At 54.7% G+C, this 25,256-nt stretch carries 25 protein-coding genes; 16 read left to right on the top strand and 9 right to left on the bottom strand.

Annotated features, from left to right (window positions below):
* The first annotated feature begins 137 nt into the window (after window positions 1-137).
* From ABJI30_RS16310 to ABJI30_RS16290, 5 genes are all read left to right on the top strand, one after another.
* On the top strand, window positions 138-485 hold the full coding sequence (locus tag ABJI30_RS16310; protein WP_348017742.1) for a hypothetical protein: 348 nt from the start codon (window positions 138-140) through the stop codon (window positions 483-485).
* Between the two features lie 36 nt (window positions 486-521).
* Window positions 522-1,268, top strand: a complete 747-nt coding sequence (locus ABJI30_RS16305; RefSeq protein WP_348017741.1) for an alpha/beta hydrolase — start codon at window positions 522-524, stop codon at window positions 1,266-1,268.
* A 25-nt stretch (window positions 1,269-1,293) separates the two neighbouring features.
* The gene (locus ABJI30_RS16300; RefSeq protein ID WP_348017740.1) at window positions 1,294-2,106 is read left to right on the top strand and encodes a hypothetical protein; all 813 of its coding nucleotides are present in this window, start codon (window positions 1,294-1,296) and stop codon (window positions 2,104-2,106) included.
* 67 nt (window positions 2,107-2,173) lie between these two features.
* A complete protein-coding gene (locus ABJI30_RS16295) occupies window positions 2,174-2,680 on the top strand; it encodes a DUF3617 family protein (RefSeq protein WP_348017739.1) in 507 nt (168 codons plus the stop codon).
* A gap of 75 nt (window positions 2,681-2,755) precedes the next feature.
* Window positions 2,756-3,442 (top strand): SOS response-associated peptidase, encoded by a 687-nt coding sequence (locus tag ABJI30_RS16290; RefSeq protein ID WP_348017738.1) that lies wholly within the window; start codon window positions 2,756-2,758, stop codon window positions 3,440-3,442.
* A gap of 25 nt (window positions 3,443-3,467) precedes the next feature.
* On the opposite strand, the gene ABJI30_RS16285 is transcribed toward ABJI30_RS16290, so the two are convergent.
* The 5 genes from ABJI30_RS16285 to ABJI30_RS16265 all read right to left on the bottom strand — a co-directional run bounded on the left by ABJI30_RS16285 (window position 3,468) and on the right by ABJI30_RS16265 (window position 8,940).
* Window positions 3,468-4,241, bottom strand: a complete 774-nt coding sequence (locus tag ABJI30_RS16285; RefSeq protein ID WP_348017737.1) for an NRDE family protein — start codon at window positions 4,239-4,241, stop codon at window positions 3,468-3,470.
* A gap of 4 nt (window positions 4,242-4,245) precedes the next feature.
* Entirely contained in the window at window positions 4,246-5,412 is a 1,167-nt protein-coding gene (gene galK, locus ABJI30_RS16280; protein WP_348017736.1) for a galactokinase, read from the bottom strand.
* Window positions 5,409-6,452, bottom strand: a complete 1,044-nt coding sequence (locus ABJI30_RS16275; RefSeq protein ID WP_348017735.1) for a UDP-glucose--hexose-1-phosphate uridylyltransferase — start codon at window positions 6,450-6,452, stop codon at window positions 5,409-5,411. Before ABJI30_RS16275 ends, galK begins: the two co-directional genes overlap by 4 nt.
* A 4-nt stretch (window positions 6,453-6,456) precedes the next feature.
* On the bottom strand, window positions 6,457-7,923 hold the full coding sequence (locus ABJI30_RS16270; protein ID WP_348017734.1) for a sodium/solute symporter: 1,467 nt from the start codon (window positions 7,921-7,923) through the stop codon (window positions 6,457-6,459).
* 138 nt (window positions 7,924-8,061) lie between these two features.
* Window positions 8,062-8,940, bottom strand: a complete 879-nt coding sequence (locus ABJI30_RS16265; RefSeq protein ID WP_348017733.1) for an autotransporter domain-containing protein — start codon at window positions 8,938-8,940, stop codon at window positions 8,062-8,064.
* A 151-nt stretch (window positions 8,941-9,091) separates the two neighbouring features.
* On the opposite strand from ABJI30_RS16265, the gene ABJI30_RS16260 reads away from it, so the two are divergent.
* The 3 genes from ABJI30_RS16260 to ABJI30_RS16250 all read left to right on the top strand — a co-directional run bounded on the left by ABJI30_RS16260 (window position 9,092) and on the right by ABJI30_RS16250 (window position 11,476).
* Window positions 9,092-9,685 carry a sigma-70 family RNA polymerase sigma factor gene (locus ABJI30_RS16260; protein ID WP_348017732.1) on the top strand — a complete coding sequence of 198 codons (594 nt, stop codon included), beginning with the start codon at window positions 9,092-9,094 and terminating at the stop codon, window positions 9,683-9,685.
* Window positions 9,682-10,797 (top strand): hypothetical protein, encoded by a 1,116-nt coding sequence (locus tag ABJI30_RS16255; RefSeq protein WP_348017731.1) that lies wholly within the window; start codon window positions 9,682-9,684, stop codon window positions 10,795-10,797. Before ABJI30_RS16260 ends, ABJI30_RS16255 begins: the two co-directional genes overlap by 4 nt.
* A 109-nt stretch (window positions 10,798-10,906) precedes the next feature.
* Window positions 10,907-11,476 (top strand): hypothetical protein, encoded by a 570-nt coding sequence (locus ABJI30_RS16250; RefSeq protein WP_348017730.1) that lies wholly within the window; start codon window positions 10,907-10,909, stop codon window positions 11,474-11,476.
* Window positions 11,477-11,636: 160 nt separating this feature from the next.
* Here ABJI30_RS16250 and ABJI30_RS16245 read toward each other — a convergent pair whose 3' ends face one another.
* Window positions 11,637-12,032, bottom strand: a complete 396-nt coding sequence (locus ABJI30_RS16245; protein ID WP_348017729.1) for a hypothetical protein — start codon at window positions 12,030-12,032, stop codon at window positions 11,637-11,639.
* A 166-nt stretch (window positions 12,033-12,198) separates the two neighbouring features.
* Between ABJI30_RS16245 and ABJI30_RS16240 the strand changes: the two genes are divergently transcribed.
* Both ABJI30_RS16240 and ABJI30_RS16235 read left to right on the top strand, forming a co-directional pair.
* Window positions 12,199-13,200, top strand: a complete 1,002-nt coding sequence (locus ABJI30_RS16240) for a beta-eliminating lyase-related protein (RefSeq protein ID WP_348017728.1) — start codon at window positions 12,199-12,201, stop codon at window positions 13,198-13,200.
* Window positions 13,197-14,159 (top strand): EamA family transporter, encoded by a 963-nt coding sequence (locus ABJI30_RS16235; RefSeq protein WP_348017727.1) that lies wholly within the window; start codon window positions 13,197-13,199, stop codon window positions 14,157-14,159. Before ABJI30_RS16240 ends, ABJI30_RS16235 begins: the two co-directional genes overlap by 4 nt.
* On the opposite strand, the gene ABJI30_RS16230 is transcribed toward ABJI30_RS16235, so the two are convergent.
* Both ABJI30_RS16230 and ABJI30_RS16225 read right to left on the bottom strand, forming a co-directional pair.
* Window positions 14,126-14,929 (bottom strand): SDR family oxidoreductase, encoded by an 804-nt coding sequence (locus ABJI30_RS16230; RefSeq protein WP_348017726.1) that lies wholly within the window; start codon window positions 14,927-14,929, stop codon window positions 14,126-14,128. The two genes, ABJI30_RS16235 and ABJI30_RS16230, sit on opposite strands and share 34 nt — an antisense overlap.
* The gene (locus ABJI30_RS16225; protein ID WP_348017725.1) at window positions 14,929-16,233 is read right to left on the bottom strand and encodes a M48 family metallopeptidase; all 1,305 of its coding nucleotides are present in this window, start codon (window positions 16,231-16,233) and stop codon (window positions 14,929-14,931) included. The genes ABJI30_RS16230 and ABJI30_RS16225 overlap by 1 nt, the downstream gene beginning before the upstream one ends.
* Window positions 16,234-16,312: 79 nt before the next feature.
* On the opposite strand from ABJI30_RS16225, the gene pepN reads away from it, so the two are divergent.
* Genes pepN through ABJI30_RS16205 form a run of 4 tightly spaced genes read left to right on the top strand, consistent with a single transcriptional unit; the run spans window position 16,313 to window position 22,487 of the window.
* The gene (pepN, locus tag ABJI30_RS16220) at window positions 16,313-18,925 is read left to right on the top strand and encodes an aminopeptidase N (RefSeq protein ID WP_348017848.1); all 2,613 of its coding nucleotides are present in this window, start codon (window positions 16,313-16,315) and stop codon (window positions 18,923-18,925) included.
* 16 nt (window positions 18,926-18,941) lie between these two features.
* Window positions 18,942-19,700 carry a peptidoglycan editing factor PgeF gene (gene pgeF / locus ABJI30_RS16215; RefSeq protein WP_348017847.1) on the top strand — a complete coding sequence of 253 codons (759 nt, stop codon included), beginning with the start codon at window positions 18,942-18,944 and terminating at the stop codon, window positions 19,698-19,700.
* A gap of 7 nt (window positions 19,701-19,707) precedes the next feature.
* Window positions 19,708-21,114 carry a DASS family sodium-coupled anion symporter gene (locus ABJI30_RS16210; RefSeq protein WP_348017724.1) on the top strand — a complete coding sequence of 469 codons (1,407 nt, stop codon included), beginning with the start codon at window positions 19,708-19,710 and terminating at the stop codon, window positions 21,112-21,114.
* A 47-nt stretch (window positions 21,115-21,161) separates the two neighbouring features.
* Window positions 21,162-22,487 (top strand): cystathionine gamma-synthase family protein, encoded by a 1,326-nt coding sequence (locus tag ABJI30_RS16205; protein ID WP_348017723.1) that lies wholly within the window; start codon window positions 21,162-21,164, stop codon window positions 22,485-22,487.
* Between the two features lie 13 nt (window positions 22,488-22,500).
* On the opposite strand, the gene ABJI30_RS16200 is transcribed toward ABJI30_RS16205, so the two are convergent.
* On the bottom strand, window positions 22,501-23,178 hold the full coding sequence (locus tag ABJI30_RS16200; RefSeq protein ID WP_348017722.1) for an HAD-IB family hydrolase: 678 nt from the start codon (window positions 23,176-23,178) through the stop codon (window positions 22,501-22,503).
* Between the two features lie 114 nt (window positions 23,179-23,292).
* Between ABJI30_RS16200 and ABJI30_RS16195 the strand changes: the two genes are divergently transcribed.
* Both ABJI30_RS16195 and ABJI30_RS16190 read left to right on the top strand, forming a co-directional pair.
* The gene (locus ABJI30_RS16195; RefSeq protein WP_348017721.1) at window positions 23,293-24,405 is read left to right on the top strand and encodes an ABC transporter permease; all 1,113 of its coding nucleotides are present in this window, start codon (window positions 23,293-23,295) and stop codon (window positions 24,403-24,405) included.
* A complete protein-coding gene (locus ABJI30_RS16190; protein ID WP_348017720.1) occupies window positions 24,405-25,205 on the top strand; it encodes an ABC transporter ATP-binding protein in 801 nt (266 codons plus the stop codon). The genes ABJI30_RS16195 and ABJI30_RS16190 overlap by 1 nt, the downstream gene beginning before the upstream one ends.
* Window positions 25,206-25,256: the final 51 nt, after the last annotated feature.

Raw genomic sequence — 25,256 nt, 5'->3', positions numbered from 1 at the left:
GAAAATGCGACTTCGAGTGACTTAGTCCATTGGCTTGCCAAGTCAACACCCCGCACAGATGTAGTAAATTGAAGTCTTTGAAGATTAATCATGTTTTGCGGGGTGCAATTAACTCCGTCATGTTTTAGCCTGCACGCATGAGCAATCCACATTCAATCTGGCATATTGACGGGGACAGCGCGCTGAAGCGGCGTGTCCGGATTGAAATCATCGGCAAGACCTTCGCGTTATATGAGCAGCAGTGGCGCAGCGAAGTCTATTATTTTGGCGATCTTGTCTACCATGGCAAGAAAGGTGAATCTCACGTTTTTGGGATCGATGACGGGATCAAGGAACGTCCGAAATGGCAGATCGGTTTTCGGGGAGACTTGCCGCGCGAGCTGTCGGAATCTCTACCTGAATACCGTCCGCCGCTGATCAGTAATGTCGGGATGATCATTATTGCCGCGATTTGCCTTGCCATCGTCTACATGGTGGGTACTTGAAGACAAAGCGGACTTCAGGTGAGAAAGACCCGGTAAATGGAAGATGAAATTTTATATCTCGATCGCCCCGGCGGATCGTCACTGGCCTATTGCTATACGCCGGCTAAACCCGGCATAAAAGGCACAACTTTGGTATTTTTGCCAGGCTATATGTCGGACATGGAAGGTGGAAAAGCACTGGCGCTCGACAGCTGGGCGAAGGCCAAGGGCAGGGCGATGCTGCGACTGGACTATGCCGGATGCGGTGCGAGCAGCGGTGAATTCGAGGAGCAGAGCCTGATTGACTGGCGTGATGATGTGCTGTTTCTGATCGACAAGGTAACCAGCGGGTCGGTCACCCTTGTTGGATCGTCAATGGGCGGCTGGTTGATGTTGCTGGTGGCGCTGTCCCGGCCCATGCGCATCAAGGCCATGGTCGGTATTGCAGCTGCACCCGATTTTACCGACTGGGGTTTTTCTCAGGATCAGAAAATGACCATCCTGCGCGATGGCAAGCTCGAAGAATCAAGCGAATATAGCGATGACCCTTATGTGACAACGCGTGTTTTCTGGCAGTCCGGCGAGGCCAATCGTTTGCTGCACAAGGATATTCCGTTTGATGGTACAGTAAGGCTTTTGCACGGCCAGAACGACCAGGATGTGCCGTGGGCATATAGCCTGGAGATCGCAAAAAAGATGCGTTCAGCAGATGTGCAGGTCCATTTGGTAAAGGACGGCGATCACCGTCTTTCGCGGGATCAGGATATTGCATTGCTCGTCGATGTGGTATCGCGACTGCCCTGAGCGAACAATATTCCGGAATCTCGATATGCTAGTGTCCCTGTTACTTGCCTCAGCCACTCCCACAGAGCTCGCAGCTCCTTTGACGTTGAGTGAAGTGCGGTTCAACGAATGCGTTGATCTGGCTATTGATGACCCCAAGAGCGGAATTGTATCTGCCAATGCCTGGCGCATTGAGGGCGGTGGTTTTCTGGCGCGTCATTGTCTCGGTTTCGCCTATGCCGAGCAATTCCAGTGGGAGCGGGCCACACAGGCTTTTGCGGAAGCTGCCAAGGAGGCTGAAATTGCCAAATATCCACGAACGGCCAATTTCTGGGCACAAGCGGGCAATGCCGCCCTGGCGGGTAATCAGGCCGTCAAAGCCCTCGAATATCTAAATGCAGCTCTGGTGCAAGGCACGCTCATTGGTCTGGAAAAAGGCGAAGTACATCTGGATCGCGGGCGCGCCCATGTGGCGCTGGGTGACTATCCTGCGGCAAAACAGGAATTTGTTCTGGTGCACTCGCTCGCACCGCAAGATCCGCTTGGTTGGTTGCTGTCAGCAACTCTGGCCCGCCGCATGGAAGAACTCTCGAAGGCACAGGATGATATCGCCGTCGCTGCAAAACTCGCGCCGGGTGACCCATCCATTGCGCTGGAAGCTGGTAATATCGCCTATAAGCTGGGCGATATCGAAAGCGCGAAAACACAGTGGAAGCAGGTCATTGCCATTGATAGCGAGAGCAGAGCGGCCAAAGGTGCCACGATCTATCTGGGCAAACTGGCCGAAGCCGAAGCCGAAGCCGAAGCTAGTAACGATACCAATGAGTCAAAGATACAGGTAACGCCAAGACCCAGATGATATTGTACTTTGCTTTGACAATGCCAAAAGCTAGTCAGGACTGACAGTCAAAATCGGAAGTTCCACTATGAAAATTCGTCCCATGTTGTCCGTGTCCATCCTTGCATTGGGTTTGTCCGCTTGCAGTGGAACCGAAGAAGGGAGCCCGCAAGCCGGTCAGTATCAGCAATCTGTTACGATCACGGATCTCGATTTTCCCGGTATGACCGAACCGCAGAAAAAGGCCTCGATCAGTCAGATGGAAGAGGCTGCCAACAGTCAGGAAAATGGCCAGTTCTGCATCGATCAAACGGATCATGGCGCCCAGTGGAAAGAGGCTGCATCGCAAATGGCGAGCGCCATGGGCGGACAATGTGAAACGGTAAAGGATGCCGGTTCGGCAACCCGTCTTGATCTGAAACTGCAATGCAAGGGCACGGAACAGGGCAATGTTGAAATTGTCATGACCGGTGCATCTCACACCCAGGGTTATGAAAGCACCATGTCATTTTCGATGAGCGATCCGGCCAGCGATCAGACAGCCAGCCTGGCGATGACCAGCAGCGGAAAACGCATAGGCGACTGTCCAAACTGAAGCTCGCGCTGCTTTGACATTAGCGGACAGATTGATCCATAAGTCGTTCTTCACGGCTTTTGGGGGCAACCGGCCATGTGCGGGCGAAAATATGCGGACGAGGAACTGAACTGGGCGGAATATCGCGATGCACTGAATATCGTCACACCAGCTCCGCCGGATAATTTTCCGCCCCATTATAATATTGCGCCGACGCTCAACGTTCCGGTGGGCCTGTCCCGCACAGATGATAGCGGGAACCGCTTCCGAACACTGGAACGCATGCGATGGGGGCTGATCCCGCACTGGGCGAAGGATATCAAAATTGGATCAAAAATGACCAATGCCCGCAGCGAAACCTTGACTGAAAAGCCAAGTTTTGCGCCGCTTGTCAAAGCCAATCGATGTGTCATCCCGGTTTCGGGATTCTATGAGTGGCAGCGCAAAGGTAGCGGCAAGACAGCCCGGAAACAGGCGTATAAGGTCGCTCGATCTGACAACAAACCGATGTTTCTTGGCGGATTATGGACGTTTCATCCGGGCTTTGACATCTGCAGCTATACTGTTGTTACCACCGCGGCGACCGAGACTTTTGCACCCATTCATCATCGATTGCCGCTGATTCTGGAAAAGCGGGAAATCAATTGCTGGCTCGATGATGACTGGATTTTGGCAAGTTCTCTGCTTGCTCCGACTAAATGCACCATTTCGGCCACGCGGATTTCGAACGATGTCGGGAATGTTCGCAACAATCATCCGGGACTGCTGAAACCGCTCAGTTGATCGCAGGGATCAGGCTGGTCATGAATCAGGCTGGCCATGAAAAGGTGAGGGCAGTTTCTCCGGCAGGCTCTCCATTCTCGTGATAGCTGCATTCGACGATCCGACCTTGTCCGGCCCTGTCGATTGCGACGATCGTACTGCAACGCGTTCCGTAGACCGGATTGCGGATAAAAATCGGAACGTCTGCGGGGTTGCGGGGAAGATTGGCGACCGGCTGAAAACCAGGGACAGGAGGTGGTGCTTGCTCATCTTGCAAGACTGCGGTCAGATCTGAAAGATCGCCGCTGTCTTCGTCCATCCAGCTTTGCAACGCCTGGTTGAGCGGCCGGGTTTTTGGCCAGGGATTGTCGAGTGTGCCGTTTGACAGGCTATGGATGCCGGGCGCGAGCTTCTGACGAAACGCGTCAGGCCGGTTGGTGTGCACCCATGCGTCATCGCCGGTGACCGTGAACAGGCTGAATGGATTAAATGAACCCAGGTTCATATCTGAAAGATCGCTGTTCCAGCCCTGACCGGCCAGAAATTCCTGAAGCAATGCACCGCGCGATGCCAGGCCGGGATCGGGCGCGCCAAATCCGGTCACGTTGGTCACTACCGCAAAACGCCCTCCCGTCCCCGGATCGTCTGACACTCCCAGCCATGTTCCGCCGGCTTGCATGTCCTTGCCTGCGAGCAAATGGGGATGTTGTTGCCATCTTGCGAGAGGAGCAGCGGGTCTGGCATGCAGTTCATCACGATTGCCGATGGCCACCAGCTTCCAGCGGGGATGGGCATGCCAGGCGAGAGCTACAACACACATGGCCTTACAGTTCCAGCAGCGCCGCGCCAGATGATGGCTGGCAGGCAAAAATCTGGGCTTTAGTGCCGTCTGGCGCACGATAGTCACGTTCCGCCACCGCATGCACGTCGTCAAGGCGGTCCCTTTTCGCCAGCACGACAATACATCCTCCAAACCCGCCACCGGTCATTCGTACACCGCCGGATTCCTCCAGAACCGCAGCGACCATGGCAACGAGTTCATCAATCGCCGGGAGTGTGATTTCAAAATCATCGCGCATTGATGCGTGTGATTGAGCCATAAGCTGCGAGAGTTTTGCGATATCGCCATTTTCCAGGGCTTTGCTTGCCTCCAGAACACGAGCATTTTCCGTCACGACATGACGGGCCCGACGGTAGCTCACGTCATCCAGGCCCGCGCGGTTCGCTTTTAGCTGATCGATTGTCAGGTCGCGCAACGCAGACACGCCGTAATGCTGCGCAGCCAGTTCGCATTGCGCGCGACGTTCATTATAAGCGCTGTCCACCAGACCGCGCGTGATACCCGAATGGATCACAAGCAAACCGAGGTCGGTCGGAACAGCGACAGCTTTTACGTCGAGTGATCGGCAATCAATCTGAAGTGCGTTTCCTGATGTTGCCCGGGCCGAGGCCAATTGATCCATGATCCCGCAAGCAGTTCCGACAAAATCATTCTCCGACTGTTGCGCAATTTGCGCCAGATCCGTCGGACTTAGAGTGCCGGGCGCAAGTTGTTCGGAACACAGCTTTGCGAGTGCGACGCTGAGTGATGCGGATGATGACAGTCCCGCGCCTTGCGGAACATTGCCCGACACCGCAATTTCCATGCCGCTGACCGGCAGGCTTCTCTGCCGAAAACTGGCCAAAACACCGCGGACGTGGTTTTTCCATTCCTGCTTTTGAGCAACGAACGGCTGTGCCGGGTCAAACTGATCTGTTTCCGCATTCTGGTCACAGGCGAGTATGGAAATCTGCCCGCCATTACTGCGTCTTGCCGCTATGATGGTTTCATAGTCGATCGCGCAAGGCAGAACGAAACCGTCATTATAGTCTGTATGTTCGCCGATGAGATTAACCCGGCCCGGAGCGACTGCCAGCATTTCCGGTTCGCTTCCATAAGCGGCGCGGAAAGCATCGAGCACACGAACTTCAAGCTGATCACGACGCGTCATGGTTGCGCATCAGCTGTGCGGAAGTGAACGTCACTCACGGCGCGCAACATTTCTGCGGCTTTTTCCGGCGTCAGATCGCGCTGGGCTTCGGCCAGCATTTCATAACCAACCATGAATTTTCTAATCGTCGCTGATCGCAGTAAAGGCGGATAGAAATGCGCGTGTAACTGCCAATAGGGTGCATCGCTGGCCGCGGTTTCCGGCGTGAACGGGGCGCCGTGCCATCCCATGGAATAGGGGAAACTGCACTGAAACAGATTGTCATAGCGTGCGGTCAATTTGCTGAGCGCGATCGCAAGATCATCGCGCTGGTCGTCGGTCAGGTCCGGGATGCGCTGAACCGCAAAGCGCGGCAGCAACAACGTCTCAAACGGCCAGCTGGCCCAATAAGGCACGATCGCCAGCCACTGCTTGGTCTCGACGACCACGCGTTCACCCAGTTCGCGTTCCCGCTCAGCGACATCTGTCAGCATGGCTCTGCCGTGCTCTTCGAAATAAACCTGTTGCGGAGCCTGTTCGATTGCCACTTCATCAGGCAGGTGACGGGTTGCCCAGATTTGTCCGTGGGGATGTGGATTGGAGCATCCCATCATCGCACCCTTATTCTCGAATATCTGGACCGATTGATATTTGAGACCCAGCTTTGCGCTGGTTTCACACCATTGATCGATCACCGCGCGGATCTGGTCGGGACGCAATTCCGGGAGCGATTTTCCGTGATCGGGTGAGAAACAGATGACGTGACATTCACCCGATGTCGTTTCGGCTTGAAAGAGCGGGTCGATTGACCGTTCCTCCGGCATGTCGGTCAACAGCGCCGCAAAGTCATTCTGAAACAGATACACATTGTCATATTCCGGGTTGACTGCACCTGTGATCCGCTTGTTGCCGGGGCAGAGATAGCAATCCGGATCATAACTCGGCGGGCGCTCTTCAACCTCGTCCGCCTGACCTTGCCAGGGACGTGACAGGCGCTGTGGGGATATCAGTATCCATTGGCCGTTCAGCGGATTATATCGGCGATGCGGCTTGTCGAACATCGATTTATGTCAGCGCTTCTTTGAAGCCGGCAAACCTGGCCCGATTGCCCAAAATGAACCGGTTTACGAACAAAGCTGCGACAACGGAGGTCACGAGAGTAACCACCATGAAGTCGATATAGTGCATGGTGATAATGCCTGCCGGTTCGAGTCGGAAGCTGTAAATGCCGTAGAGCAATACACCCCAGATCACACCGCATACTGCTGCAGGCGCAGCGACGCCCCGGAACAGCAGACCGGCAATGAACGCGGACAGGATCGGCATCGACAGCAACCCGTTGAGCTGCTGGAGCAGATTGATGATACTTTCCGCATTCTGATAAAGCGGCACGAGCATGATCGCGACAATGGTGAGCAGCACTGACATCGCTGCGGCGAGTTTCCAGTGATCCTTGACCGGACCGACAAATTGTTCGTGAAAGTCGACGGAATAGAGCGCAACAGAACTGTTCAAAACCGCGCTGAAGGTTGTGATAACCGCGGCAGCGACCATGGCGGCAAAGGCGCCCGATAGCCAACCAGGCAAAACTTCTGCGACCAGACGACCATAAGCCGCGTCACCAATATCGCCGAACATTTTGTAGGCCACAATGCCTGGTATCACGACAATCGGAGGAACGATCAATATCCGGATCAATGCGGCGACCATAACGCCTTTTTGTGCTTCTTTCACAGTCGGAGCCGCCATGGCACGCTGGGTAATATTCTGGTTGGTCGACCAGTAGAATATCTGGATGAATATCATCCCGGTGAACAGCGTGTGGAACGGGATCGGCGAATCCGGACCACCAATCATGGACAGACGTTCCATCGGAACATCGGTGACAATGTCATAATCTACGGCAGCGACAGCAAGAATGACGATCAACATGGCGAGTCCCAGCACTCCGATGCCGGAATAGGTGTCCATGACCGCAACTGCGCGCAAACCGCCGAATATCGTATAGGCTGCAGATATCGCCGCAAGTATTCCGGCAAAATAGATAATCGGCAGATTGCTACCGAACAGGGATTGCATGAACAGTCCGCCTGAATAGAGCGCAGCGGGAAGATAGATGAGAATGTTGCCGAACAGGAACAAGGCCGAAATCAGCGTCCGGATGCTCTTGCCTTTATAGCGCTTTTCCAGGAGTTCGGTGACTGTGGTGCAGTTATTCCTGTAATAGATGGGTACGAAAACGAACGCCAGTATCAGCAATCCCGCAAAGCCGCATATTTCCCACCAGGCCAGCAGCAACATCTGATTGCCATTCATCCCGACCAGTTGATCGGTCGACAAGTTGGTGAGCGTGATGGAACCGGCCACAAACAGCCAGCTAAGTCCGCCACCGGCCAGGAAAACATCTTTGCTTGATCCGTCATGGGACTTGGCCTGGCGAACCTTTGCCCAGGTCGCGACGCCAATGATGGCGGTCAGCGCGATACAGACCAGAATTTGTATGCCACTGGCCGTCGGTAAATTCGCTAGCATTTGTGCACCCCGATGCGAAATTGTAACAATGCCTGTTGGCCTCGAAATGCAGCCTAACCCGCTTCGTTGCAAACGCAAGCATGGTCATTGAACAAACTGTTGATAGCAGACCGCAGCGGGGCGGGGATAGGGTGTCAGTCAGAACGAGTAGCGCAGCCCCACCGAGACAGAGGTCGCATCGGTATCAAGAAATCCGATGGTTTGAAGCGCAGAGATATCGAGCCGGAGCTGCGGCGCAACAGCGAGCGACACCGCGCCCCCGATTTCGGCCCAGCTGTCTTTTTGTCCAGGCTGATCTCGTGTAGCCAATGCGCGCAGAACTGCCGACTGACTGGTCCCCGGATTGAACGATGTTGTGTTTGATGTCGTCACGACATTCGCCAGAATTGCACCCACATGGTCACTGTCATTTCCAAAAATCTTTTGTGCAGCCAGACCAAATGTCCCGGTTACACCATTTTCATTGTTTTCGATCGCCACTTGCTGCCCGGTCGGTCCCTGGACAATTCGCGCGGTATCGAGCTCATTATAGTCGACCGCAATACTTGGCGTCAGAAAGATGCTGGTTGAAAGCGGAATGTCATAATTTACCGCTCCGCCGATACCAAACGCATTTCCGCTGGATGATATACTCGCCATCAACCCGTTGCGTTCTATGGACTCTACGTCGAAATTCCGTTTGCCGACAGACAGGTAGACATCAAATGAAAGCGCCTCGAAACTGGTGCCGGCATTCAGTCCCACTTCGGTAGTCGATGCGGGAACTGCATTGATCAGACCCGGAACATCGCCGCTGTCCACGTGGGTCAATGATATGCCTGCATAGGCATCGCCAAAATCACGGGACACGGAAAAACTGCCAAAATGCTGGTCACTATTGCCTTCAATAGCCGTAGCGCCGCCGGATATTCCTATCGTCCAGTTGGTCTCCGGATTTTTTTTGATCTGTTCCTGCGCATAGGCCTTATTCGATGTGGAAAGAGATAAAATTATAAAAAACAATGGTTTAAGTCGCATATTCCAGCCCCGTTTCTAGTCTGTTACACTGATATAACGTGCGGCTCGGAAAAAACCTTCGTTGGAGGCGAAGGGTTGTTCATTTTGCTGCGTTATAGGATCAGTGACGAGTAACAGTGTCGGGGGAGGCACAGACAGGCCTGGTATGCAAATGGTAGAGCCAGAAAAAGCAGCGGGGATAGGCGATGATGACGCCCTGATGCTGCGCGTGGGCGATCGGGATGCGGATGCCTTTCGCATGCTGGTGGATCGTCATGCGGCGATCCCGTTCGCGATTGGCTGCCGGATGATGAAAGACCCGGTGGAGGCAGAAGATATTGCGCAGGAAAGTCTGTTGCGGCTCTGGAACAATGCCGAAAACTGGATCACGGGCAGTTCTGGAGTGGAAGCTTGGTTGCGCCGGGTCGCCACCAATTTATGCCTCGACCGCTTGCGCAAAAGAAAGCGGATGGCAGATGACGAGGTGCCCGAACAGATGGACGATGCCCCGGCGGCAGATGAACTGGTAGATGGATCGCGACAGGAAATGGCTGTGAAGGATTGTATCGGAAAACTGGGAGACAGACAGCGTGCTGCTGTGGTTCTGACTTATTATGAAGAGCAGTCCAACAAAGATGCTGCAGGCGTGCTGGATATGAAAGTCAAAGGATTTGAATCCCTGTTGTACCGGGCGCGCGGGGCATTGAAAGACTGTCTGGAGTCGAGTCCGTATCTTGTTAATGTTACAAGGGAAACAAGCTCATGAGCAGCGGATTTCCATCCCATATTGAACCCGTTCTCGATGCTTACACCGTTCCGGCGTTGCCAGCAGGTTTCACGGATCGCATCGTGTCGGCTGCAACTGCGCAGGCTGAAACGGGCGCACCAAATCCAAAATTCGTTCCCTGGAGCGGAAGCCGGCCCGGTGGCAGCAACAGTCCCTGGAAACGCAGTCGATTGCTGGTGTCCGGTGTTGCCGGGCTGGTAATGCTCAGCACAGCTGCCGCAGCTGCTCTTTCCATAGCGGAAATTCCGTATCGCATTCCGGTTGTCAGCGACTTGGTGGAAACAGTTCTTCCCCGTTCTGCGGTAGCGGTAGTGCCAGTGAAAACTGCTCAACCGGTTGATACCTCGACGGTTGATGTTTCCGACACACTCGAAGATGCGGGGTTAAATGTGGACGGCGAGCGGCCGCGCTGGAGAGATCTGGATCGTGAGGGCAAGATTGCGGTGATCAAAGAGCACGTGCAGGAAAATGAGGCGCGAGTTCAGCAACGCCGTGCGGACAGAGGCTTGCCTCCGCTGACCGAGGTCCAATTGCGAAAACGCCGTGCGGCGATCCGAAACGCAGTTAGAAATGGCGATATTTCAAGACAATCAGTCCGGCGTGCGTTGCGACGTTCTGCAATTGCACGCAAGCGGAACGAGGCTGGAGCAGGCAGAAATACCGCCGGTCCGTCACTAGCCGCGCGACCGGATACAGGCGATATCGGAGAGGCGGCGGCATCAGGCATTGCAGATGCGCCCGAGCAAGGGGTAGTCAATCCGCCGGATGACATGACCGTCGCTGAAACTTCGTCTGTTACGACATCTGAACAACCAATAGCATCTGATCCCGAAATTGAACCGATTACAAATGCAGAGCCGGCAAGCAATCAGAACAGTGTCGAGAATGACATCGCAAGAACCGCCATCGCCGCCGCCGATATTGCTGATTTGAAAGACAGGTTGCCACCGGCCCTGAAAGAACGATTGCGAAAAGCCAGTCCGGCCGAGCGTCGGCAAATGCTGCGCAAATTCAAATTACGCAGGCAGAACGGCCAGACCATGCGCGATGCACGCCAGCGGCTGCGTGATATGCGGCGTTCTGGAAGATAGTATCCGCGATTAATCGACCTTAATGCGAAGGGTTTTTCCTCCTGGCGCGTTTACTTGTTGGAGAACGAAGAAAAGCGTTCCGAAAAGTAAATGCGTAAAGGAGAATGACATGAAACATCTTATAATTTTGCCGCTTCTGGGACTGGCTGTCAGCAGCCCGCTTCTGGCACAGGAACAATCCAAAACCGTCACGATTGACACACCGCGATTTGAAGGTGAAAAAACCATCACGCGCGATCGTGCCGCAGGTGATTACAGCAACAGTGCGGAACTTACGAGAAAACGGGATGGTGCCGTCGCCACCAGTGACTATAATCGCTCCCGCACCGAAAACGGCTGGGTTGCCAATGGAGCACAGACCGACTTTCAGGGACGTACCCGCAGCTTTGATTATCAGCGCGAGCGCACCGAGAACGGATTTCGTGCCAATGGCTCGGCCACGACCAGACGCGGGGAAACCTATGACTATGACGCTGGTCGGCGTCGGACGGAAAATGGCTATGTTGCCGGTCGCCGGGTAACCGACAGTGATGGCAAAACTGTTTATGGCAAAAAGGTTCGGGTGAAACGCACTGACGGAGGTGTCAGCCGCAAGGTCAAAGTGCGCCGCGATGCCAATTTCAAGCCGAGGCGCGTAAAGCCTTTGCGCCCTAAAACCATACGGCCCCGCCGCCGTTAAATCCGGCGCGCCTGGCCCAAGCCATATGTCCGTCCTCCCCCCGTACGGACATATCCCGACCCGTCATGAAACGGTTTTGCGTGACATGATGGTCTAACTGGGAAGCTGTGTACTCTCAACGACACAGCTTCCCCATTGTTTTGTAGGGGAGGCTCAAGGCCTAGTTGCCGGCCTCTCTTCTTTCTTCAAACCATCTGCGGATTGCGGCAGACTGACAGCCGGAAAACCCGTTCGTGCCGATCACCGAGCAGCTGCCCGGACGGCTGGATCGCGCTATTTCATCCTGTGTCTCAACGCGTGAGGTCCAGGATTGCTCGGCAGCGCGCTCATCCTCGGTTCTACGCAGGTCTTTGGGAATACGATAACGTTCTGATTCCGGCTGATTGGCGCAAACCACGATTTCGTCGCCCACCGGCTCGGGACATTCATCATCGCCATAAGTGAGCAGGACTGAAAATCTTTCGGGTGCGTCTGCTGCTTCTGCGGCTGCGAATACCGGAGAACCCAAAAGTGCGAAGGGCAATGTCAACGAGAGAATCAAACGGGCAGGAATCATGAATCACCTCATAAAATACTAGCCCCAACTTCAAACTAGACTCAAATTGACATTCTGGCACCTGAAAAAATGTCGCAAACTGTAACCGAACCCTCCAGCAGACTTGTCCGCGCAAAAGGCCAGCAAGTATCTTGACGAAACTCAGCGCGCAATCCATGCGCTGGGCATGCGATTTTTTTCCGACAATGCAGCGTCTGTTCATCCCCGGGTGATGGATGCACTAATCCAGGCCAACCATCAGGACACAGCCTATGACGGGGACGCCTTGAGCGCCCGTTTGAATGGCGCACTTTCTGATGTTTTCGGAACTGAAGTCGAAGCCATGTGGGTGGCGACGGGAACAGCAGCAAATTCTTTGGCGCTCGCAGCATTGTGCCAGTCTCACCAAGGCGTCATTTGCCACCGTGAAGCACATATCGAACAGGACGAAGCCGGAGCGCCCGGATTTTATACCGGCGGCGCGAAATTGATGCTGCTCGAAGGTGAGGGCGCGAAGCTTGAAGCAAGCGCTATCGAAGCGCATTGCGCCGCAATTCGCGACGACGTGCATCAGGTGCAGCCTGCGGCTTTGTCGATCACCAATGCGTCCGAATATGGGCTTGTCTATTCCCCCGCGGAAGTCGCCAGCCTTGCTGACGTGTGCCGTCAGCGGAAATTGCGATTGCATATGGATGGGGCGCGGTTTGCAAATGCCGTGGCCAGACTGGATTGCCAGCCAGCAGATCTGACATGGAAAGCGGGCGTTGATGTGCTGAGTTTCGGGTTCGTCAAAAATGGCGGGATGGGCGCAGAAGCTCTGGTCTTTTTTGACAAGGATCTGGCAAGAGAGACTCATTATCGGCGCAAGCAGGCCGGGCATTTGCAATCCAAGGGCCGGTATCTCGCGGCTCAGATACTTGCGATGCTGGACAATGATCTCTGGCTGGAAAATGCCCGCGCTGCCAATGCAGGTGCTCGGATTATCGCGGAAGCCGCGCAGGGGCGGCTGATGCATTCCGTTGAAGCAAACGAGAATTTCATTCGATTGACTGCAGAAGAGGCGGCGAAACTTCGGGCGTCCGGTTTCGATTTTTATGACTGGGGCGAAGGTCAGGCAAGGCTGGTGACCAGCTGGAACCAAAGTGCAGATGATATCCGGCCGTTGGCTGAGGCGATCGCAGCGCTATGACCAGCTCGCCTGGCGGGGAGCCCAGTTTTCTGAACCCGCGGATTTTGATCCCTTTTCTGCTCGTCTCCCTGATCTGGGGGTCGACCTGGCTGGTTATCCGGGATCAAATATCCGAAGTTCCTCCGATCTGGTCGGTGACCTATCGCTTCATCATAGCTGCCGCTGCCATGTTCATGCTGGTTATGCTTCGGAGATTGCCCTTCACCCTAGACAGGGGCGGCCATTTCTGGGCGATCCTGCTTGGCGTGTTCCAGTTCTCGTTCAATTTCAACTTTGTCTACAATGCCGAATTATACATAACGTCGGGACTGGTTGCAGTGCTCTTCGCCTTGTTGATGATCCCCAATGCGATCTTTGGCCGTGTGTTTTTGGGCCAGCGTATCAATGGCGGGTTTCTGATTGGTTCCGCAATCGCGACGGTGGGTGTCGGGTTGTTGTTTCTCCATGAATATCGCACTTCTCCGATCGCTTCAGGGCAGGTGATACTTGGTATATTGCTGACCATCGGGGGCATATTGTCGGCGTCCGCAGCCAATGTGATGCAGGCCTTGCCCAAACCGAAATCCTATCCGATCATCACGTTGCTCGCATGGGCCATGCTGTGGGGCGCGCTGATCAACATGCTGGTTTCATTTGTCACGGTTGGGCCGCCGGTATTCGAGACGCGTCCGTCCTATATTGGTGGAATTGTGTATTTGGCGATTATCGGGTCCGTTGTGACTTTTCCGCTCTATTTCGCGCTGGTTCGGGAAATGGGAGCGGGCAAGGCTGCCTATTCCAGCGTTTTGGTTCCGGTTGTGGCGATGATATTATCGACCTTGTTTGAAGGTTATCAATGGACGACATTGGCCGCTGGTGGGGCGGCGCTGGCAATGGCCGGGTTGCTGGTCGCACTACGTTCCGGCAAGCCAAAATTGCCGCCGGTTCAGGCGTCTGCCAAGGATGCGAGACCGGATTGATAGTCAGGATAACGCGGTTTCCAATTGAGCTCGCGCTTGGCTTTGCCATTGGCAACCCGCCGGTTCTCGTCATAAAATGACCGTGCAGCCGCAGACAGACCCGCATCGTCCAGTGACATTAGCGGCGGAGGTTCGACAGCTATCAACCGCGCTGCATGGGCCAGCACGTCTGATTGCGGCGCAGGCAGGTCATCGGCGATATTGTAGACACCGGATGGCGCCGTGAAGGAAGCCATAACCGCTTCGACAATATCATCGACATGAATCCGACTGAACACCTGACCGGGTACATAAATACGTTTTGCCGTGCCTTTGCGCACGCGATCAATCGGACTTCGTCTGGGGCCATAGATGCCGGGAAGCCGGAATATACGCATGTCCTGGCGCAAGCTCTGCCATTGCAAATCTGCCTCGCTTCGGGCTTTTCTGCGGCCATTACCGATGGGAGCAGTTTCGTCGACCCAGGCACCCTGGGCATCCCCGTAAACGCCGGTGGAAGACAGATATCCGCTCCATTGCAGCGTTGCCTGACCAATTGCATCGCCATATTTTGCCAGAACGGGTTCTGTGCCGTCACGCGCAGGCGGAACGGACGAGATGACGTGGGTAGTTTCGGCAATCGCCTTGCAAACGGCTTCGCTGTCATCAAACGCGACGGCGCCGTCAATAGCCTCGCGGCGGGTGCCGGTGACTTGCCATCCGTCGGATCGCAGCCGGTCCGCTAACCGGGTGGCGGTATATCCCAGTCCAAAGATCAACATATGGGGCACTATTCTGTGCCGGCTTCCAGATCGCCCGGCTCGACCATGGAAGGGTTTTCGACATTGTCGGCTTTCCATTGCATGGCCATGCGGACCCGTGTTGCCCCGCTGGGATGATCGAAAAAGAGCATTTCCTCGATCGGGCCTGGCTCGATCTTGCGATATTCGGAAAGGCGCATCGCAACTTTTGCAAAACCGTCGGGTTCCTTGGCGGCATTCAACCCGAACAGGTCCGCGTCGCTTTCGTTTACACGGATCAGGGTGTTCAAAGCGGGAGTTGCGGCCAGAAAATAGATGGTCAGGAGCATGCCAAACAGCGGCAGGGCCGCGGGATCCGACACTGACCGCACGCCCCATTTTTCACCATGACGCTGGATCAACCGCGGCGCGATGCGCGAAATAAGAAACAGGCCGATGGCGATGATCAGCCCAATGATCAGAATCGTACGCCAAGTGTGCCCGAGTACATAATGTCCCAGTTCATGCCCCATAACCGCCGCCACCTCTTCCGGGGCCGTCCGTTCGAGCAAATTGTCGTTCAGGGAAATGCGGATTGTCGGACCGACACCGGATACGTTGGCGGAAATCCGCTTGTGCTGTTTGGACTGGTTGAACACGTAGATGTTTTCCGAAGGCACATCATGGGATTTGGCCATGGCAACGATACGATCGCGGACCGGACCTTCTTCCATTTCGGTATAGTCGTTGAACAGCGGAGAGATAAATACCGGCGCGAGGAGCAGCCCGATAAACAGGAAAATTGCGACAATGCCCGTGCCCCACAGCCACCAGATTTTCGGAGCTCGCCGGATCACCGCAAAAATGGCAATGATCAATAGCGGGAAGATGAACAGGCTGATCACAAAGCCGATGAGCTGTTCGCCGGCCCACGTACCAAATCCCTGGCTGACAAGATCATATTGTTTTTCCCGTACAAATCCGGTGTAGATTGACCAGGGCATGCTCAGAACAAAGCTGGCGACCAGGTAGGGCATGGCTGTCAGCCATGTTACGGCCCAGTTACGCTTGGATTTTCTTTCCGCCCACTGTCTGAATTTGGATGTAAGTCGTGATTTCAAAAGGAAAAAGTCGATAAGGAATCCGACGACCGCCCCCCATAGAGTGAGCCAGTATCCTCCCTCGAAATAGCTGTTTGATTTTTCGAGATCCTCACCTTTGAGCGTGTCGATATAGGCGCGGCTGGCCTGTTCAACATCAAAAGCGCTTGCAGTGCCCTCTTGCGCAAAGCCGGTATCCATGGGCAGCCCCAATGCCAAGAGCATTGCCACTGCCATCATAATAATCCGTGTCACAACCCGTTCCCCCTGAAACCTTGGCCTACATCCATAATCACAATTGCACCGGGTGCAAATGGCTCTTATGGCTGTGATCATGCTCGATATCCAAAACACAGACGCTGCGATGGCGTCCAGCGACCCTGTGACCATCCGCCGGGAAGACTATCGTCCTCCAGCCTGGTTTATCCCGGAAATCTCACTTGATTTCAGGCTTGGTCTTGAGAAGACCGTGGTTCATTCCCGGCTCGACGTCCGGCGTTCCAAAAGTGCAAAATTCCAGGAGCCACTGGTGCTGGATGGCGACGATTTACTTCCCGTTTCAGTCCAGGTTGACGGAGAACCCTGGACAGACTGGACACTGGTTGACGGTTCTCTCACCCTGCCGCTGACCGGTGCAGCCCATATTGTCGAAATTGTCGTCGAGCTGGATCCTTCGACCAACACCCAGCTTATGGGACTATACGCTTCGGGCGGAATGCTGTGTACCCAATGTGAAGCCGAAGGATTTCGCCGGATCACTTTTTTCCCAGATCGCCCAGACATTTTAAGCCGTTATCAAGTCCGGATGGAAGGCGATAAAACCGCTTTTCCGATCCTGCTCTGCAATGGCGACAAGGTCGCAATCGGAGATACCGGCGATAACCGGCACTGGGCAGAATGGAACGATCCCTGGCCCAAACCGAGCTATTTGTTTGCATTGGTCGCTGGCGACCTGGTGGCCAATACGGACAGTTTTACCACGCGTTCCGGCAAAGAAGTCGAGCTGAATATCTGGGTGCGGGATGGAGATTTGTCCCGAACCGGTCATGCGATGAAGGCATTGAAAGACTCGATGCAATGGGATGAAGAAACCTATGGCCGGGAATATGATCTGCAATTGTTCAACATTGTTGCAGTCAGTGATTTCAACATGGGGGCGATGGAAAACAAGGGCCTGAATATCTTCAATTCCCGCTATATTCTGGCGGATTCTGAAGTGGCTACCGACGCGGATTTTGATGGTATTGAGGGCGTGGTGGCCCATGAATATTTTCACAATTGGTCTGGAAACAGAGTTACTTGCAGGGATTGGTTTCAACTATCTCTGAAAGAAGGATTCACAGTATTTCGTGACCAGAGCTTTTCTGCAGACATGGGCTCGCCCGCGCTGAAGCGTATTGAAGACGTCCGCATCTTGCGTGCGGCCCAATTCCCGGAAGATGCGGGACCGCTGGCGCATCCGATCCGGCCGGAAAGCTATCAGGAAATCTCCAACTTCTATACAGCGACCGTATACAACAAGGGTGCAGAAGTGATCCGCATGATGCACAGCATGATGGGAGCAGATCGATTTCGGGCAGGCACGGACCTCTATTTTGAACGCCACGATGGGGAAGCTGTAACCTGCGAAGATTTCGTCGCCGCGATGGAAGACGGCGGCAAGATTGATCTGAATCAATTTCGCGGTTGGTATGAAACGGCGGGTACGCCCCATGTTTCGGCAAAGCTCGACCACGATCCGCAAACCGGCAAAGCCAGTTTGCATCTGTCCCAGCAGGTCGGGCAGGGCGGCGCAAAGCCGGAGCCGTCAAATCTGGTGATCCCGCTAAAGATCGCATTGCTGAATCCCGACAGCGGCGAACATGACGGAGAGCAGTTGCTTCAATTTGATCAACCAGAACAGAGCTTTGTTTTTGAAGGGCAAAAGGAGCACCCGATCCTTTCGGTCAATCGCGGGTTTTCTGCACCAATCATCATAAAAAGCAGTCGAACGTCCGAAGAACTGGCATTTTTGTCGGCACATGATGATGACCCGTTTGCAAGGTTTGAGGCCATGCAGCAACTGATGACACATTATCTGATGGCTCAGGTGAACGGAACCCCGGCTGATCGGGATACCATCTTGCATGCCATCGGTGCCGTTCTTGCGGACAAGTCTATCGACAACGCGTTTCTCGCCGAACTGATCCTGTTGCCCAGCGAGGCATTTCTGGGAGACCAGATGATCTCGGTTGACCCGCAAGCCATTCATGATGCGCGTGAAAAGCTGCGTGGTAAAATCGCTGTTCAATTCGAACGGCAGTTTCGGCGGCGCTACAAACAATGTGTGCCCGGTGAATTCTCGCTCGCTCCAGAGGCGAGGGCCGCGCGCAAATTGCGCAATGTCATGCTGGGATATATTGCGGCCTCGCATGCCGAAGACGCCGCGGAACTGGCATATGAACAATATCGCGAAGCGGACAATATGACAGCCAAGCAGGGCGCGCTGTCGGTGCTGTCCCATATGGATGCGGCAGAACGCGACTGGGCGCTTGACGATTTCTACAAGGGTTACAAGGACAATGCGCTGGTGCTGGACAAATGGTTCACACTGCAAGGGCTGTCTCAGCGGTCAGATACATTGAAGCGGATCGGAAAGCTTGCCGGACATCCGGACTTTACCTTGTCCAACCCCAATCGGGTACGCGCGCTATACGGCAGTTTTACAGCGAACCCTGTACGTTTTCACGATCCATCCGGGATGGGCTATCAGATAATCGCGGATATGGTGATCGCACTCGATGGTCAAAATCCCCAGACTGCGGCCCGGTTCATCCCTCCACTGGGGCGCTGGCGGCGATATGAACGTGGCCGGGCTGATCTGATGCGTGCGGCACTCGAAAAAATCGCCGCTTCTCCCGATTTGTCGAGAGACGTCAGCGAACAAGTGAGCAAAAGCCTTGCCTGACCGCACGGAACTTGCGGTGGATGTGGTCACATCGCCGCTGCTGGATGGGGCTGCACACGGTTTTTTGGGTCGCGACGGCGGGTTTTCTGACGGCATCTATTTTGGACTGAATGTCGGCCTGGGCAGTGATGATGATCGCGAAGCCATTTTGAAAAACCGTCAACGGGCGAAACAGACGATATTGCCGGACAGCGAACTGGTGACCTTGCATCAGGTGCACAGCGCGGATGTTGTCACGGTTGATCATCCGTTTGATCTCGACCAGCGTCCCCATGCGGATGCCATGGTCACGGCAGAGCCCGGACTGTTGCTGGGAATATTGACAGCCGATTGTGTTCCGGTGCTGTTGTTTGACGATGATGCGCATGTTGCCGGTGCCGCTCATGCGGGCTGGAAAGGCGCGATCGCAGGCGTCACGGACAATGTGATCGCAGCCATGGAAGCGCTGGGTGCATCGCGTGACCGGATCGCCTGTGCAATTGGCCCATGCATTGCACAGGCCAGCTATGAGGTTGACGCGGAATTTCAGAAACGATTTGTGGACGCGGACCCGGCCAATGCCGGTTTTTTCGCAGCGGGAAAGCCCGAGCACTTCCAGTTCGATATTGAAGCCTATGTCGCGCATCGATTGCAACTGGCCGGTATTGTCAAAACTGAAAAGCTCGGACTGGACACCTATGCCGCAGCGGATCGCTATTATAGCTATCGTCGCAGTTGCCATCGGGATGAGGCGGGCTATGGTCGGCAGATATCTCTCATCGGTCTAAGGGGTTGAAATCGGAATGAATGCGCAACGGGTTGGTTTATTCGCGGGTCTCATCGTCTTTGTAACAATGCTGATGGTTCCGGCACCGGAATCGATGAGCACGCAAGCCTGGCATGTGGCCGCGCTGACATTGCTGATGGCGACGTGGTGGATGACCGAAGCCATACCATTGACTGCGACAGCCTTGCTCCCTTTCATCGTGATGCCGATGGCGGGCGTGATGACGGCAGCCGAAGCGGCCAGCAAATATTACTCGCCAATATTGTTCCTCATTCTGGGGGGCGCCTTTCTCGCACTGGCGATTGAACGGGTCGGCTTGCACCGCCGACTGGCGCTCGCGATTATCGGGCTGGCGGGGAAAAGCTCCTGGAGCATCCTGATGGCCTTCATGATCGCGACAGCGGTGATGAGTATGCTGATATCCAACACCTCGTCGACGCTGATCATGGCACCAATTGCGCTGGCTGTTCTGGCGGCAGGCGGAGTGAAAGCCGGGGAAACGGACGGCTTTGCCGGTGCGCTGATCATGGGCGTCGCCTTTGCGGCCTCCATCGGTGGACTTGGCACTTTGGTTGGCAGTCCGACAAACGCCATTGCAGCCGGCCTTATCAACGAAACACTTGGCATGGAACTCGATTTTGTCAGCTGGATGAAGTTCGGAATGCCGATCGTGATTATCGGACTGCCGGTATGTGCGGCGATCCTGATCCTGGTCCAGAAAGTCGGACGTCACAGCTTTGACGGGCAAGATGCAAAAGCAGCGATCGGAAAGCCCGGACCCTGGAGCATTTCTGAAAAACGTCTGGTACCGGTTGTGGCCATTGTCGTTCTGGGTTGGCTTTTCCTGAAGCAAATTCAACCGTTCTTCCCTGAAAAGGCTGTTGTCGACGGCACCATCGCTATTATCGGCGGAATGCTGCTCTTTATCTTGCCAGATGGAACCGGTCGCCGTCTGCTCAACTGGGATGAAGCCAACCGCGCGCCATGGGGTGTCATCATGATGTTTGGCGGCGGTCTTGCCCTTGCCGCCGGTATCATTGGATCCGGGCTGGCAGACTGGCTGGGGCAGGCGCTTTCTCCGCTGCAAACCGTGCCGGTCATTGTCATCGCCATTGCGCTGGTTGCGCTTGTCATTCTGGTCACGGAATTCGCCTCCAACGTGGCAACCGCGAGCGGCATCATGCCGGTAGTCGCCAGTTTGATATTGGCCACAGGCGTTGATCCGGTATTGCTTGCCGTGCCCGCTGCAATGGCGGCCAGCTGGGGCTTTATGCTGCCCTCCGGAACCGGTCCCAATGCCATTGCATGGTCGACCAATCACATAGCCTTGCCGCGTATGCTCAAATCGGGTTTTCTTCTCGACCTGACTGGAATACCGATCATCATCGGAACAATCTGGTTAGTTTCATTTGTAATTAGTTAGTGGCTGAGGCATAGGCGCTCCAACAACATTTTGTCTGGAGAGAAAACATGTCGGATCACAACGAAGACGACGTTCCGGTTGCTCCGCGGCGCATGCCCAAAGCTCCCATTGAGGAAATTGGCGGACGCAAGCTGAAGCCATCTACGCTAATGATGGGGCATGGTTATGACCCGGTCCTGTCCGAAGGTTCACTCAAGCCGCCGATTTTCCTGACTTCGACATTCGCTTTCGAAAGCGCCGCAGCAGGGAAGCGCTTTTTCGAAGGAATAACCGGAAAACGTCCGGGCGGTGCAGACGGTCTGGTTTATTCCCGGTTTAACGGGCCTAACCAGGAAATTCTTGAAGATCGGCTGAGTATCTGGGACGAAGCGGAAGATGCACTGGTTTTCTCCAGCGGCATGTCGGCCATTGCAACGGTCCTTCTGGCCAATGTCAATCAGGGTGACGTGGTTGTTCACAGCGGCCCGCTATATGCGGCAACGGAAACCCTCATCAACAAGATCCTCGGCCGTTTCGGCGTTACCTTTATGGATTTTCCAGCCGGTGCCAGCCCTGCCGAGGTGAACGCACTGCTTGAAAAAGCCAAAGCAGAAGCGGATGCCAATGGCGGCAAGGTCGCAATCATTTATCTTGAAAGCCCGGCCAATCCGACCAATGCGCTTGTTGATATTGAAGGTGTTGCAGATGCAAGGGCACAGGTGTTCGGCGAGGATGGAGCAGTGCCTCCTATCGCCATCGACAATACGTTTCTTGGCCCGCTCTGGCAGCAGCCACTGAAACATGGTGCAGATATCGTGATCTACAGCCTGACCAAATATGCCGGCGGACATAGTGATCTGGTCGCCGGCGGCGTGCTGGGATCAAAGGCCCATATGGACCCGATCCGCGCGATCCGGAATACAATTGGGACGATCTGTGATCCCAATACAGCATGGATGTTGTTGCGCAGTCTCGAAACACTGGAATTGCGAATGAGCCGCGCCGGAGAGAATGCGGAAAAGGTGTGCGCCTTCCTGCGTGATCACCCGAAGGTCGAAGGCCTGGGCTATCTTGGTTTCATCGAGGATGAGTCACAGCAGGATATTTACGATCGCCATTGCAGTGGCGCAGGGTCGACATTCTCGGTGTTTATCAAGGGCGGAGAAAAGGAAGCTTTTGCGTTTCTGGACGCCATGAAAATTGCCAAGTTGGCCGTGAGTCTGGGCGGAACGGAAACCCTGGCCAGCCTGCCTGCGGCGATGACCCATTTGTCGGTTCCGGATGAACGCCGGGCAGCCCTGGGGATTACCGACAACCTGGTGCGAATTTCAATCGGTGTGGAAGATGCCGAAGATCTGATCGCTGATTTCGATCAGGCGCTTGCGCAGGTGTGACGCACAATATCGGTTAAACCGGATCCCAGTCGACGATTTTCCAACCGCGTTTTCGGGCCAGCGTTCGCATCGCGGAACTGGGTGTTGTGGCCACGGCTTCGTCGGCAAAGTCCATCATCGGCGCGTCGCTGACATGATCTGAATAGGCGCGGATGTGCAATTGCGCGCGGTCGAGATTCTGGTCGTCCAGAAATGCCTGGATGCGATCCAGCTTGGCGGTATCATAGCAATTTTCGCCAATGATTTTTGGCAGAACCTGTCCCTGATCGTTGATTTCCAGCCGGGTGGCGATGACATGGTCAAAGCCCAACCGTTTGGCGATCGCGTTGACATAGAGCTCGTAGGAAGCGGTGGCGAGAATCAACAGGCGGCCTTCCTCCCGGTCCTGCTCGATTTGCTGAAAAGCCTGCTTGAAGCTGTTCTTGCGGATGGTTTGATCCGCGTAATTGTCAATATGGGGCTGGAGTTTACTGACGGCGGGATGGCTTCCGAGCAGCAGGCGCTGATTATAGGTCTTCAGCCCCTTGCGGCTGATCAGCTTCAGACCGTAGCCGATGAATCCGAATGGCAGCAAAGGGAGCAAAAGCAGGCGCCATGGCGCGATTGCCATAACCATGTGGAGGAGAAAGGGCGTATATGTTCCCCGAACTGTAATCGTTCGATCCATGTCGTAAATAGCCAGCTTTTGCATAGATCCTCAGGTATGATTTGAACCGCTCTTAGCAGCAGCGCGAAAAATGCACCAAAAAAATGAACCGCTATAATGGCTTGAGCTTTCAACGGTTTTCCGTCACCAATAGCAGCGATGACACGGTCGAGCGATTTTGTTGAGGAAATAACTGCCGAGGGAGCGACATCCCTTCGTTTTTCTGGTGACATGTCGATCGCATCCATTGCTGATCTTCCCGAGCGTTTGCGCGACTATCCGGGCGGCGTGGAACGTCTCGATCTTTCTGATGTTGGCTATATTGACACGGTCGGAGCGTGGCTGATTCATCGTACGGCACGCGACATGGGGGCGACAATCACCGGCGGTGATGACGAAGCCAAACGCCTGATCGCAGCGGTTGGAGCTGTTGATCAAGCGGCGGAAGTTCGTCCGCCGCCGCCCAATCCCTTCATCCGTGTTCTGAATGAAATCGGAGAAGCGACAACAATCGCTTTTTCTACGCTCGCCGGTTTGATCGGCTTTTTCGGTGCTGTAATCATGGCAATGCTGTCTTTGCTTCGCCACCCGGGGCGCATCCGGTGGAATGCGGTCATCCAGCGCTTTGACGTTGTCGGAGTTCGGGCACTTGGAATTGTCGGCCTGATGAGTTTTCTCATCGGTCTGGTGATCGCACAGCAGGGCGCGGTGCAATTGCGGCAATTTGGGGCTGAGGTTTTCACTGTCAATCTGGTTGGTCGTCTGACGCTGCGTGAACTGGGTGTGCTGATGACAGCAATCATGGTTGCGGGCAGATCCGGTTCCGCATTTGCAGCGCAGATTGGCACCATGAAGCTGACTGAAGAAATTGACGCCATGCGCACGATCGGAGTTTCGCCGATCGAAGCGCTTGTCTTGCCGCGATTTCTGGCTGCCATCATTATGTTGCCGCTGCTGGGCTTCTATGCCTCGGTAGTGGCAATCATTGGCGGCGGGCTTTTGAGCTGGGTGGAACTGGATATCCCGCCAGCGACATTTTTCGCGAGAATTCGGGAAGTCGTCCCCATTACTGACGTTTATGTCGGGTTGGCAAAAGCGCCTGTATTCGGTGCTATTATTGCGATTTGTGGTTGCTATCAGGGCATGCAGGTCAAGGGCAATGCCGAAGATGTCGGCAAGCGCACGACGGCAGCGGTTGTGCAGGCGATCTTTCTGGTAATCGTGCTGGACGCCTTTTTTGCGGTATTCTTTAGCTGGATTGGGTGGAATTGATGCTCGGCGAAAAACCCATTGCCTTTGATCGCGAATTTGAAGGGCCGATTATCTGCGTCAAAGGCCTGCGGACCAGTTTTGGCGAACAGGTTGTGCATGAAGATCTTGATCTTGATGTGCGTAAAGGCGAAATCCTGGGCGTTGTCGGCGGATCGGGCACAGGAAAATCCGTTTTGATGCGCGCAATTATCGGCCTGCAAAAAGCGGATGAGGGCGATGTGAAAGTCTTTGGAGAATCCCTGCTCGGCAGATCAGATGCCGAAACGGTCGAGATTCGCAAGAGATGGGGCGTACTGTTTCAGGGGGGTGCGCTGTTCTCCACTCTGACCGTCGCCGAAAACGTCATGATTCCGATCCGTGAATTCTATCCGGATATGGACCGCGATTTCCGTCGGGAAGTCGCCAAATACAAGGTGTGTCTGTCGGGTCTGCCGCCTGATGCGTCGCCCAAATATCCGTCCGAACTGTCTGGCGGGATGAAGAAACGGGCCGGTATAGCCCGGGCGCTGGCTCTGGACCCGGAACTGCTTTTTCTTGACGAACCGACCGCCGGGCTGGACCCGATTGGCGCGGCGGCTTTTGACAGCCTGACACGTGAGTTGCAGCAGACATTGGGTCTGACCGTATTTCTGATCACCCATGACCTCGATACGCTTCATGCGATTTGTGATCGTGTCGCTGTTTTGGCTGACAAAAAGGTCATCGCGGTGGGGACTATTGATGAATTGCTGGCAATGGACCATCCGTGGATCCAGGAATATTTCAACGGTCCGCGCGGCCGTATGGCAGCACCCAAATGATGTTGGGTTCGATGATGCCATGCAGACGAACAAGAGAATTCTTGCAGGTGC

It is taken from the genome of Parasphingorhabdus sp. (assembly GCF_039968395.1).
Taxonomy (GTDB): domain Bacteria; phylum Pseudomonadota; class Alphaproteobacteria; order Sphingomonadales; family Sphingomonadaceae; genus Parasphingorhabdus.
The sequence above is the reverse complement of the archived record's forward strand: the minus strand, read 5'-3'. Positions and strand labels throughout refer to the sequence as shown.